Source organism: Mameliella sp. AT18, from assembly GCF_028807275.1.
In the GTDB taxonomy this organism is placed as follows: domain Bacteria; phylum Pseudomonadota; class Alphaproteobacteria; order Rhodobacterales; family Rhodobacteraceae; genus Antarctobacter; species Antarctobacter albus.
This window is the reverse complement of record NZ_JARAMO010000181.1, coordinates 17,041-29,460: the sequence shown is the minus strand read 5'-3', so window position 1 is coordinate 29,460 and position 12,420 is coordinate 17,041. Positions and strand designations below refer to the sequence as shown.

Below are 12,420 nucleotides of genomic sequence, written 5' to 3'. Positions count from 1 at the left end.
GACCGCGCCCTATGGGCACAACGGCGCCTTTGCCACGCTGGACGGGATCGTTCGGCACCACCTTGACCCGGATTCCAGCCGGGCGGCCTGGCAAGAGGCCGAGGCCCGCCTGCCCCGGGTGCCCTGGCTGGCCGCCGGGGATTTCGCGATCCGGCAGGATCGGATCGAGATGGCGCGGCAGGCGCGGGCACTGGACATCGTGCCGGTGGCGCTGAGCGATGCCGAAGTCGCGGATCTGCTGGCCTTCCTTGAGTCCCTGACCGGGGCGGGCGTGGATCGGCGGCCAATGGGGCGGCCGGACCGCGTGCCCTCGGGGCTGCCGGTGGATTGAGCCCCGAAAACGCAAACGCGCCGGGCAAAGGCCCGGCGCGTCGGCAGTTAAGTAGGCGGATCAGCGGCGGAAGCTGTCCTGGTTGTCGAGGAACCACTGGTAGGTCTCGCGCACGCCGTTTTCCAGGTCGATCGAGGCTTTCCACCCCATGTCGGCCAGGCGGCTGACATCCATCAGCTTGCGCATGGTGCCGTCGGGCTTGGTCCGGTCCAGTTCGATCTTGCCCTGGAAACCCGTCACTTCGGCCACCATCTGCGCCAGTTCCAGGATCGAGACATCGACGCCGGAGCCGACGTTGATATGGCTCAGCTGGGGCTGGGTGTTGGCATCGTAAGTGGCCTTGTCCAGGTCCAACACGAAAAGCGAGGCCTCTGCCATGTCGTCGACGTGCAGGAATTCGCGGCGCGGCTTGCCGCTGCCCCAGATCACCACCTCGTCCTTGCCCTCTTGCGCGGCCTCGTGGAAGCGTCGGATCAGGGCGGGCAGGACGTGGCTGTTTTCCGGGTGGAAGTTGTCCCCGGGCCCATAAAGGTTGGTCGGCATGACCGAGCGATAATCCACGCCGTACTGGCGGTTGTAGCTTTCGCAGATCTTGATGCCGGCGATCTTGGCGACGGCATAAGGTTCGTTGGTGGGTTCCAGCGGGCCGGTCAGCAGCGCGGCCTCGCGCATGGGCTGCGGCACGGCCTTGGGATAGATGCAGGACGACCCCAGTTGCAGCAGCCGTTCCACCCCCGCCTCCCAGGCGGCGTGGATGACGTTACACTGCACCATCAGGTTGTCGTAGATGAACTCTGCCGGGTAGCTGTTGTTGGCCAGGATACCGCCGACCTTGGCCGCGGCCAGCACGACGATGTCGGGCTTTTCCTCTTGCATGAAGGCCTTGACCGCCGCCTGGTTCGTCAGCTCCAGCTCGGCATGGGTGCGGGTGACGAGGGTGATGTCCTCCCCCGCCTCCTGGCGCTGCTTAAGCTTGCGGGTGATGGCCCCGCCCACCATACCGCGATGGCCTGCGACGTAGATCTTGGGCATAATGTGCCTCCTGACTTCGAATGGCGATCGCGCGGGAGGGAACTCAGCCGTTTTCCAGCGCGACGGGAATATCGTAACCGTGTTCTTTCAGAAGTGCATGGCGACGCGCGACCTTGTGGTCGGCGGCGACCATTTCGGCGCACATTTCCTGGGCCGTGATCTCGGGGACCCAGCCCAGCTTTTCCTTGGCCTTGGTCGGATCGCCCAGCAGGGTTTCCACCTCGGCGGGACGGAAATAGCGCGGGTCGATGCGCAGCACCACGTCGCCGGGCTTGACCGCCGGGGCCAGGTCACCGGTCACGGCTGCGACGGTGGCGATCTCGTTCACGCCCTCGCCGGAGAATTCCAGCTCGATCCCCAGTTCCTTGGCGGTCCACTGGATGAACTCGCGCACGGAGTATTGAACGCCGGTGGCGATGACGAAATCGTCGGCCACCTCCTGTTGCAGCATCATCCACTGCATCCGGACATAGTCCTTGGCATGGCCCCAGTCGCGCAGCGCGTCGATGTTGCCCATGTAGAGGCAGTCCTGCAGGCCCAGTGCGATATTGGCCATGCCGCGGGTGATCTTGCGGGTCACGAAGGTTTCGCCGCGGCGCGGGCTTTCGTGGTTAAACAGGATGCCGTTGCAGGCGTACATGCCATAGGCCTCACGGTAGTTCACCGTGATCCAGTAGGCGTACATCTTGGCCACCGCGTAGGGGCTGCGCGGGTGGAAAGGCGTCTTTTCGGTCTGCGGGATTTCCTGCACCAGGCCGTAGAGTTCCGAGGTCGAGGCCTGGTAGAACCGGGTGGTCTTTTCCATGCCCAGGAAGCGGATCGATTCCAGCAGGCGCAGGGTGCCGGTGGCGTCCACGTCGGCGGTGTATTCCGGGGCCTCGAAGCTGACCGCCACATGGCTCTGCGCGCCGAGGTTGTAGACCTCGTCGGGGCGCACCTCGGACAGGATACGCGTCAGGTTCGAGGTGTCGGTCAGGTCGCCGTAATGCAGGGTGAAGTTCTTACCGCTGGTGTGCGGATCGTGGTAGATATGGTCGACACGCTCGGTGTTGAAAAGCGAGGCGCGGCGCTTGATGCCGTGCACTTCGTAGCCTTTCTCAAGAAGCAGTTCCGCCAGGTAAGAGCCATCCTGACCAGTCACACCCGTGATAAGAGCTTTCTTCATCAATCAACCATTCTTTGCTGAGGCGGCCGCATAATCGACCGGTGTCCGCGTCGGCGTCCGCATATCGTAGTTTCCCACGGAGGCGCAACTTGAAAGCGGCCACCTGGCCGGGGGGCTGGAAGACGGGCGAAAAAGCGCCAAAAATTTGCACGCGGGCGCTGTTCGGGCAAGGCGTTCCTGCGCTCCCGGCAGGGGTGTCGGCGGGCCCGGAATGACCTGCACAGCCACCTGTGACGGGCGTCGCGGCGTGAAAACGACCATCAAAGAGGCAGCCGCCCGGCGATGACCCTCCGCGCGGTTTCCGCGCCGTCATGATCGCTGGACCGATCCCGCCGAGTCGGGTAACAGGCGCCCGTGAATTGACGCACGTGACCCGGATAAACGGACGATGCCAGGCATGGCCCGCCCTCCCGGAAACAGACTGGAACATTCTATGAAGCCGCGATTTTTCCAAGTTGGGTTCAACCGTTGCGGGACGACATCCATTGCCGACATGCTGGAACGCCAGGGCCTGACGGCAGTTCACCATTCCTACCTACGCGACGGCGAGAAGCGGAACATCGCCCTGACCATCGCCGACAACCTGGAACAGGGGCGGCCGCCGCTGGACGGAATGGACGATATCGACGCCTTCACGGACGTGGAATACACCTCGGAAGAGCGGATCGTCGAAGGCTACAAGCATTTCCGCGAGATCGCCGCCGCCTATCCCGAGATGAAGTTCATCCTCAACATCCGCAAGCGCGACGACTGGATCAAATCCCGGCTGGGCTTTGCGAATTACCCCGAACGCTATGCCGCCTGCTATGGCCTGACGCGTGAGCAGGTGATCGAGAAGTGGGAGCGTGACTGGGAAACGCATCTTGCCGCCGTCCGCGCCGAGATCCCGGCGGAGCGGCTTTTGATCATGGATATCGACGCGCCGGACCCGGAGGCGGTCAACGCCTTCTTTGACTTCGACGCGGGATCGGCCTTTCGCCGCCGGAACAAGTCGATCAACGGGCCGCTGGCAAAATGGGCACAGAAAGCGCTGCCCAAGGGGTTGGTCAAGGCCGTCCCGAACCGCTGGAAGAACTACCTCAAGGACTTCTGACCCAGCGCCGGTCACGTGACCGACCGGGCCGTGACACGCCGCCAGCCGTTGCCGGAACGCCCGGGCACCGGACTGTGGCGCAGGCCGCTGTTTACCGGACCAGCCAATAACCTTGTCGCTCTCGGGAAGACCGAAGGACGGGCCAAGCCACGGAAACGCTGTTGAACGCAGTGCGGGTGACTGGCGCCTGTCCGGCCTCGGCTTCCCCTAGGAAACGCTGACTTTGAACAGTCACGCTCAGACGAGGTAATTCAATGGGACTCCTGAACCTGGAATCGGCGAGCATCGCCCTTGACCACAACAGCACCCCGGTCGCCCACGCCAAGAAATACATCATGTGGGCCGGCACCGACCAGGCCTGCCCGGTCTACAGCGACGTGGGGCTGACCACGATGATGGCCAACCCGTTGGTGGCGGACGAGAACGGGCAGTTCGAGCTGTGTTTCCTGGTCGACGGCGACTACAAGGTCGTCATCACGACCGACCGGGACAAGATCCTGTTCAGCCAGGATGACATCTCGGTCACCTCGCCGCTCTTCTTTGGCACGGCCAAGACCTTCAACACCGTCTCGCAACTGCTTGCGGACCGGGTTCTGGGCTACGGGGTTGCACTGGGGCGCCGGCGGGTGTCGCTGGGCGAGAACATCACCGTCAACGAGTGCGGCTTTACCTACCGCGTGCTGTCGCCCAGCGCATCTGCCCCGGACGTCATCACCGCAGGCGGGGTCAAGCTGAAGGTGGTCGCGACCGGAAACGGGTTCGACGTGCGTGCCTTTGGCGCAGTGGGCGACAACGAGGCCGATGACGGCCCCGCCATCCAGAAGGCGCTGGATGCCGCCTCTGTCGACGGGGGCGGCTGCGTGATCCTGCCGGTCGCGCCCAAACGCTGGTTGACGACACAGACGCTGATCGTGCCGCCCTCGGTCTCTCTGATCGGGTCGGCGCGAACCGGCGGCACCCGTGGTGGCGGGACGTCGAACCACGCGGTGACGCTGAACTACACCGGCACGGGCGCGGCGATCCAGCTGGGGACCGGGGCCGTCACCTGCGTGTCGGCGGCGGTCGAGGGATTGGCGATCGTGTCGGAGCCGGGCTATCCGAACTACCGCAACTTCGTCGGCATCCTGGCGTATGACTTCCGCAAGTCGCACCTGCGCAACATCTACGTCGAAGGGGCGGAGACGGCCTTCTGCTTTACCGGTGAAGGCGGGGCCGTGGCCTATGTCGACACCGACAACCTGAATGCCTACGACTGTGTCAAAGGTGTCGAGATCGAATGTCCGACGCCGCTGGGACAGGTTTCGCCCTTTATCCAGGCGCTGCACCTGGGGGTGCGGGAAATCAACGGCTGCGGCACCGGAATCCGCCTGGGCGGCGGACAGCAGAACCACAGCCGGATCGAGCTGCGCGCGGCCGAACTGGGCGCTTGTGACATCGGAATCCTGGTGGATGGCGACAGCGGCGGCAAACGCCTGACGTGGCAGATCGACGGCCAGGCCTGGTTCGAACACAACACCAACGGCAACATCGTGCTGAATGCAGGGACTCTCTATGTCTCGGGCGACATCACGCAGCAGGACAGCAACGTCAGCGGCGGCTTCATCCAGAACGGCGGCCGCCTGATCCCGCTGGGCCGCGCCGCCTTCGAGGATTACTCGATCCATTTCACCGGCTTCACCTCGCGCGGGCTGGTGCGCGCCTGGTCCTTCGTCGATGAGGGTGACGACCATTTCCACTGCCCGATCAGCGGCGCACGGGCCGAGGTGATCGGCGGCGGCAGCAAGACTGGCACGCACACCCGTTACGGCGATGGCGTCGCAGGTGACGGATCCGGCGGCGGGGTGATCATCAACGACACCAGCATCGACTGGACCGCGGACTGGACCGTGGGCTTTCTGTGCTACAACACCACCAACGGCAACCACCTGGCCTTCAGCATCGAGGACAGCGTCACGGACAGCTCGCTGGACCTGTCGCCCCGCCCCGGCTACCTGCGCGTGCGCACCGAGGACAACGGCGGCGGCCGGGTGAGCGACGACCTGGGCAACGTGCAGGACAACTACCTGCGGCAACCGGTCTGGTACGTCATCAGCCACGATGCCACCGCCGGGACGATCCGTTTCCACGCCCCCAATGGCGAGGCGATCAACGAGGTGACGCGCGCGGTGCCCCCGGCCCTGACCTCTCGATATATCCCAGTTCGGTCTGCGCCAGACCGCTGATGCCGGGACGGACGGCGTGGCGTTCGCGGTAGCCCGGGATCTTTTCGAGGTATTCCACCGCGTGATCGAAATAGTCCGGGCGCGGGCCGATCAGGCTCATCTGGCCGCGCAGCACGTTGATGATCTGCGGCAGCTCATCGATGCGCGACTTGCGCATGAAGCGGCCCAGAGTCGTGATCCGGTCATGTTCCAGCGGGCTGTCCGCGCCGCGCTCGACCTTGGGCACAGCACGCATGGTGCGGAACTTGATCGCCTGGAACGGCTTGCAGTCGCGGCCCATGCGGGGCTGCACGAAAAACAGCGAGCCCTTGTTGTAGAACGGGTTCAGGATGAGGATGAGCACCGCAAGCACGGCAAGAACCGGCAGAAGGAGGATACTCATGAAAATGTCGAAGCTTCGCTTCGTGGCCCGGAAGACCCTGGCCCTGGCAAAGCCGCCTTCCTGGTAGGACAATCCGGCGGAAATTGCCGTCTCATCCAGAGTCCTGACGTCAAACATATCGCCCCCAAGAGGTATAATGTCAGATTAAACGCTGCACCTGCACAGTCACACTTATTGATATCTGATGTAGGGTAGCGTCAGTCGCAAAGTCAATTAACAAAACCTTAAAGGTCCCGGGCTGAGTCCCAAACGGCACGTTTTCGCCAGAATTTGAAGCAAGCTAAGGAAGACATCTAAGATTCAACAGCTTGACATGTTTTGGCCTGCTGCTTTCGCAATCATTCCATTCGGGAAAAGGCGCAGGCAATCTTCAACCTCAGGGGGAAATTCAACCGCTATCCGGGTGTTTGCACCTGCAGAAAAACCAGCCTGATCCGCGACTTCTCTAGCCCTGTCAGATGCCTGGTCAGCGCCCCGGCAACCCCCGGAGGATCGCCGCGGAAATCGCTCTCGGATTCGCCGCGAAACTATGCGTGGATGTAGGTCACGCCATCCGCCTCGACCAGGGCGGCGGACAGGACACCGGTGGCATAGGCACCGGTGTCGGTCGGGATACGGCCCTGCTCAACCTTCGGCGACTCGGTGATCGTATGCCCATGCACCACCCAGAGGCCGTCGGCCCGGGGCTTGCGGCGGAAATCGGGATGCCCCCAAAGGAAATTCCCGCGTTCCTGCCCGGCTATCGGCAGGGCTGGGTCCGCGCCCGCATGGACGACCACCACGTTGCCGGTCTGCCAGGTCAGCGGCAGCCCGCGCATCCAGGCGATCGTGGCCTCGCCCAGCGCCTCGGCCAGGCGGTCCCGCATATCGATCCACTCGGCCTCGGGGCGTTCGCCAAGGACGGGCGGCACACGATAGCTGGCCAGTGTCTGCAACCCGCCATAGCGCAGCCAGCGCGGTCCGTTGGCAACCGGGTCATCCAGGGTGTCCAGCAGCATCTTTTCATGGTTGCCCATGATGCAGTGCATCAGGTCGCCTGCCGCCTCGCTCAGCACCGTCATGCGGCGCAGGACACGCGCGGTTTCCTCGCCCCGGTCGACGTAGTCGCCGACCATGACCAGCAGCGCCTCCGGATGACCCAGCTTGTCCAGGCGATGCAGCAGGCGATCGAGAAGTCGGTCACACCCATGCACATCGCCAATGGCGAAAAACGGGGTTTCGGGACGAAGCGGCTCTTGGGGAAGGTCCGGTTCCTGGGACGGCTGTTTGCGGCTGCGCAGAATCATGTTTCAAGATGTAAGTGTTTCCACCCGAACGGCAAAGCAGGAAGCGAACCACGGTAAATGCCTTTGGCAGCCTTTCGGCGTCGCTTTGCCGCTGTTTGGCGCGATTATTCCCGGCAGGCGGGTTTCCCGACAGGCCGGTTCGCCGCATGATCGTAGCGGCGCCGTGCTTCAAAGCTGGCGTTAACCGCAGGAGACAAGAACATTTGCCTTGCACGGCCAGGGTCGCGACACTCCCTGCGCAAAATGACAAGAGAAACGAGGCAGAGCCATGATCTTTCTGACCGGCCTACTGGGCATGATGGCGATCGGATCGCTGGCCTTCCTCGGCATCGGGTCCGGTGACGACGGCGACGAAGACGAGGAGTTCGCCAGGGTCCCCGAAGAAGACGCCGTCGGGAACGCCCCTGTCGATACCCTGGACGACTTTCCCCTGCCGGACACGTCTCCACCCGATACCGCCCCAGCCGATACCGCCCCCGAGGCGGCCGAAGGACCCGCCCCCGCCGGCCCCGTTTCCGAAGACACCGCGCCGGACGGAACTGGTGATCTGTCTGACTTCGAGGGAACCGATGACTTCGACCTGCGCAGTGGCACGGCGGGTAACGATCTCCTGCGCGGCGACGACGGGGCTGACCGGCTGGATGGCGGTGATGGCGACGACAGCCTGGAAGGCCAGGCCGGGCCTGACGACCTGTACGGTGGCGCCGGGGATGACCTGCTGTCCGGCGGCAATGGCGAGGACAGGCTGAATGGCGGCGAGGGCGCTGATTATCTGCGCGGCGGCGCGCATGACGACGCGCTGCATGGCCGCGACGGCGACGACACGCTGATGGGGGACAAGGGAGAGGACACGCTGTTCGGCGGCGCGGGCAACGACCTGTTGTCTGGTGCTCATCGGGACGAGACGGGTGAGGATGACGACGCGGGCGATTTCCTCAACGGCGGCACCGGGGACGATACGGTGATTGCGGGCGAAGGCGACGTTGTCTCGCTGGGCGCCGGGGCAGATGTGCTGGTCCTTGGCGAATGGATGACAGAGAGCGGCGCCGACATCCTCGATTACGATGAAGAGGAAGACCAGTTGATGGTCGTTTACAACGACAGCCTGCACGGCGATGAGCCGGACCTGGACATGCGCCCCAATGCCGAGAATCCGTCACTGACCGAAATCCTGCTGGGGGACGAGGTTCTGGCCACCCTGCCCACCGAAGACGCTCCGGACATGGACCAGATCGTCCTGATCGCGGAAAGCGCCCTGACTGACCTCGGGCTGGATATGGGGCCCGATATCGCCCAGGTGCGGCAGGCAGGCTGAGGACCCCATCTTATGCCCGGTTCGGCCCGCGCCACCTGCGCGGGCCTTTTTTCATGGCCGTGCGACCCGCCGATCATCCGACCACATAAAAATCATTTAAAATAGAGCCTTAAGTCCAATTTTTTGCCACACCCCGGCCCCGGACAAGGCGCGCAACAGGTCGAGTCTCGCCCGGAAAGAGGGGTGAGTCATGGCGGCATTCAGCATGTCCCTGGCATCGGCGACGGCCACTGGGACGTTTGTTCAGGACTATCATTTCGGCACCAACGCGCTGCACGAAATCAACATCGCCACCGATGGGGACATGCTGCCCCACGACGGCTTCGTTGCGGCGGTCGACGCTCTGGACCTGACGCATCTGCGGTATCCCGGCGGCCATGCCGAGAACACGATCGACATCACCCGCCTGGACAACGGCCAGCTGCGGGCAGAGGTGCGGGCCTTCATGGACTGGGTGGTTGCCAACAGCTCGCCCGGCCACATGATCCAGGTCACCTTCGTGCTGCCGACCAAGGTGGACATCCCCGCCGCGCAGATCGAGGCCTTCGTCTACCTCCTGCTGGAGGAATACGGCGACCATGTCTCGGGGCTGGAGATCGGCAACGAATATTCCATCGGCAAGCGTGTCGACGGCTTTGACCGCAGCACCCACCCGGAGGACAACCCGAACAGCGATTTCGTCTCGTCCATGAACGAGACCGAATACGGAATCGCCGCGAACCGGGTCATCAATGCCGCGCAGGATGCCATAGACCGGCTGCAACGCGATCACCCCGAGCTGGGCCACGACCCGGCGATCCTGATCCAGCTGGGCGACATCAGCGGCGCGGGCAGCGCCTACAAGGGCAACGGCAACTGGGACGAGGCGAACGAGGCGATCCTGTCCTGGCTGGACCAGCGCGCGCTGGACGCGATCGACGGTGCCGTTGCGCATTACTACTACAACATCCAGCACGATGACTCGGTTGTCTTCGAGGACAGCAACCAGACCGGCCGCAGCATCGACCTGCGCATCGACAACTTCAACATGCACCTCGGCCGCGATGTGCCCGTCTACATCACCGAATGGAACGTCCTGAATTCCAACGCGAACCAGCAGGGCATGGCCGCCGCCTCGACCCTGGTCGAGATGTTCGAGTTCATCGTTCAGACCGAAACCGCCGATGCCTTCATCTGGCCGCTGCAGCACCGCACCTCGAACACCATCGCCGGCAACCGCAGCGCCGATGACATGGACCTTTCCGCCGGCGGCGGCGCCTTCCGGATGATGGCCGACAGCCTGCGCCCGGAAACCAGCGTGGAAACGGGCCATGTCGAACGCTTTGAAAGCATCGAGACTGAATGGAACGGCAGCAGCGGCGAGGTCGAGATCAACTATTACGCCAGCCCCTACCACGACGTGATCTATGTCTCTCTGCGCGATCTCGATCCCGGGACGGTCACGCTGGACCTTGCGCCTTTCCTCGACGAGGCCACGGGCGTGACAGTGACGCGGCTGACGATGGATCCCGCCTCTTCGGACGGGTTGAGCGACCTGGCGGACGAGGACGGGCTGAACCGGATCGGGCGCCGATACATCGACGCCGATGAACTGGCGATCCTGTCGCAACTGGCCTTCTTCGACGAGACCAACAAGAACCATGTTCAGGACCTGGGAGGCGGCCAGTACCGCACCTACCTTCCGACCGCGACAGGCATCGTGGCGCTGGTCGCCAATCCGCAGGGCATCTCGGACTACTACTTTGCCACAGAGGTCGATGTGGCACCGATGCTGGTGGATGTGACGGGCGATCACCTGAACAGGGGCAGCGTGGGCCTTTCCATGCTGCCCTACGACGTGGTCCAGATCGTGATCGAAAAGAAATGGGTCCAGGAAGGCAGTGCCACGGACGACCGGCTGACCGGCGGCCTCGGCCAGGATGTCGTCCTGGGACGCGAGGGCAATGACACGATCGCGACCGGCGAGGGGGACGATACGGTCAAGGGCGGTTTCGGGGACGATCACCTGGATGCCGGGTCGGGGGCCGATTACATCGTCGCGGGTAGTGGCAATGACACCGTGCTTGGCGGCGCCGGGGACGATCTGATCGTCGCCGGCACCGGCACCAAGATCATCCAGGGCGGCGCGGGCAATGACACGGTGCGGCTGGACGGAGCCAGCGGCAGCTATTCGGCCAGTTTCAGCAACGGGGTCCTGCGGCTGGTCAGCACCGATGCCGATGTCCGGCTGCAAGGGGTCGAGGTGCTGGACTTCGACAACCGGACCGTTTCCGTCACCGACTACCTCAACGAGATCGGCGGCGCGCCCACCGGCCTCTACGGCACCGCGAACGACGACCAGCTGACCGGCACATCCGACAGCGAGATCATCAGCGGCGGCGATGGCAGCGACATCCTGCTGGGTCAGGGCGGACAGGACACGCTGATCGGGGGCGCGGGCGACGACCTGCTGATCGCCGAGGGGCGCAGGCTCTACGGGACAGAGATGTCGGAACAGGTCTTTCGCATCTACAACGCGGTCTTTGGCCGTGAACCGGACGTGAACGGGCATCAGTACTGGGTGACACAGCTTGCCTCCTCGGCCATGAGCCACGCAGAGGTGTCGGGACATTTCATGTCCTCGCCCGAGTTCCAGCGGACCTATGGCACCACCACGGACGCCGAATTCGTCACCCTGCTGTACCAGAACGTGCTGTCCCGGGCGCCGGATGCCGCCGGGATGGCCGCATGGCTGGACTATCTCGACGGAGGCATGTCGCGCCAGATGGTGGTCCGGCATTTCGCCGAAAGCCCCGAGAACCGGGCAGGCACCCAGGATGCGCAGGCCGCTTTCGATGGCCGGTGGGATGCTTCCAACTGGTCGGATGACCTGTTCCGCCTCTACCAGGCCATGCTGAACACGGACCCCGACGCCGCGACGTTCCAGGACTGGATGCAGGCGCTGACAGGGGGGGCGACGATGCAGGATGCGGTGGCCGGTCTCATGGCCCTGCCCGCCTACCAGTCCGGCCTTGGGGCCCTGGGCGATGCCCAGTTCGTCACCCAGCTGTACCGCAACCTCCTCGACCGCAGCCCCAACGGCGCCGAACTAGCCAGCTGGACGGCGGCGCTGGAGGGCGGGCTTGCCCGGTCGGCGGTGATCCTCGACCTTGTCGGCAGCCCCGCCGCGATCACGGCCAACGACGCGGCGGTGCACGCCTACATGCTGAGCCTCGGCCCAGACGATGTGCTGGAGGCCGGAACCGGCGACAACATCCTGTCGGGCGGGCTATACAGCGATACCTTCGTCTTTGACCGTGGCGACGACGGCACCCATCTTGTCACCGACCTGGAGCCCTGGGATCGGGTGGACCTGTCCGACTTCGGCTATGCCGATGCGGATGCGGCCCTGGCCCGGATGAGCCAGCAGGGCGATGACGTCATCTTTCAGGACCAGGGCGTGACCGTGGTCTTCAACGACCAGCAACTGGGCCAGATCACCAGTGACATGATCCTTTACGCCTGACCGCCTGCCACCCCCTGTCCCCGCCCCGACAGGGGCCGCGACGCTTGACTCTCCTGCCGATCCTCGCCAATCCCGATCAAAACGCTCGG

8 protein-coding genes and 1 pseudogene are annotated in these 12,420 nt (G+C 64.1%); 5 read left to right on the top strand and 4 right to left on the bottom strand.

Annotation, left to right across the window (positions count from 1 at the left end; translation table 11 throughout):
* Nucleotides 1-331: pseudogene (locus tag PVW46_RS15935) on the top strand (methylamine utilization protein MauG); the annotation flags it as partial.
* A 60-nt stretch (nucleotides 332-391) separates the two neighbouring features.
* Here PVW46_RS15935 and fcl read toward each other — a convergent pair.
* Both fcl and gmd read right to left on the bottom strand, forming a co-directional pair.
* On the bottom strand, nucleotides 392-1,363 hold the full coding sequence (gene fcl, locus PVW46_RS15930) for a GDP-L-fucose synthase (protein WP_043137277.1): 972 nt from the start codon (nucleotides 1,361-1,363) through the stop codon (nucleotides 392-394).
* A 43-nt stretch (nucleotides 1,364-1,406) separates the two neighbouring features.
* The gene (gene gmd / locus PVW46_RS15925) at nucleotides 1,407-2,528 is read right to left on the bottom strand and encodes a GDP-mannose 4,6-dehydratase (protein WP_043137280.1); all 1,122 of its coding nucleotides are present in this window, start codon (nucleotides 2,526-2,528) and stop codon (nucleotides 1,407-1,409) included.
* A 388-nt stretch (nucleotides 2,529-2,916) separates the two neighbouring features.
* On the opposite strand from gmd, the gene PVW46_RS15920 reads away from it, so the two are divergent.
* Both PVW46_RS15920 and PVW46_RS15915 read left to right on the top strand, forming a co-directional pair.
* A complete protein-coding gene (locus PVW46_RS15920; RefSeq protein ID WP_338020532.1) occupies nucleotides 2,917-3,621 on the top strand; it encodes a sulfotransferase in 705 nt (234 codons plus the stop codon).
* A gap of 254 nt (nucleotides 3,622-3,875) precedes the next feature.
* On the top strand, nucleotides 3,876-5,843 hold the full coding sequence (locus PVW46_RS15915; protein ID WP_069210877.1) for a hypothetical protein: 1,968 nt from the start codon (nucleotides 3,876-3,878) through the stop codon (nucleotides 5,841-5,843).
* On the opposite strand, the gene PVW46_RS15910 is transcribed toward PVW46_RS15915, so the two are convergent.
* Together PVW46_RS15910 and PVW46_RS15905 are read right to left on the bottom strand one after the other, a co-directional pair.
* Nucleotides 5,767-6,225 carry a sugar transferase gene (locus PVW46_RS15910; RefSeq protein ID WP_274576607.1) on the bottom strand — a complete coding sequence of 153 codons (459 nt, stop codon included), beginning with the start codon at nucleotides 6,223-6,225 and terminating at the stop codon, nucleotides 5,767-5,769. The two genes, PVW46_RS15915 and PVW46_RS15910, sit on opposite strands and share 77 nt — an antisense overlap.
* 527 nt (nucleotides 6,226-6,752) lie before the next feature.
* A complete protein-coding gene (locus tag PVW46_RS15905) occupies nucleotides 6,753-7,511 on the bottom strand; it encodes a metallophosphoesterase (RefSeq protein ID WP_069210875.1) in 759 nt (252 codons plus the stop codon).
* Nucleotides 7,512-7,779: 268 nt separating this feature from the next.
* Here PVW46_RS15905 and PVW46_RS15900 point away from each other — a divergent pair, with 268 nt between their 5' ends.
* Entirely contained in the window at nucleotides 7,780-8,826 is a 1,047-nt protein-coding gene (locus PVW46_RS15900; RefSeq protein ID WP_069210874.1) for a calcium-binding protein, read from the top strand.
* Between the two features lie 190 nt (nucleotides 8,827-9,016).
* Nucleotides 9,017-12,331 (top strand): DUF4214 domain-containing protein, encoded by a 3,315-nt coding sequence (locus PVW46_RS15895; RefSeq protein WP_274576604.1) that lies wholly within the window; start codon nucleotides 9,017-9,019, stop codon nucleotides 12,329-12,331.
* Nucleotides 12,332-12,420 lie beyond the last annotated feature (89 nt).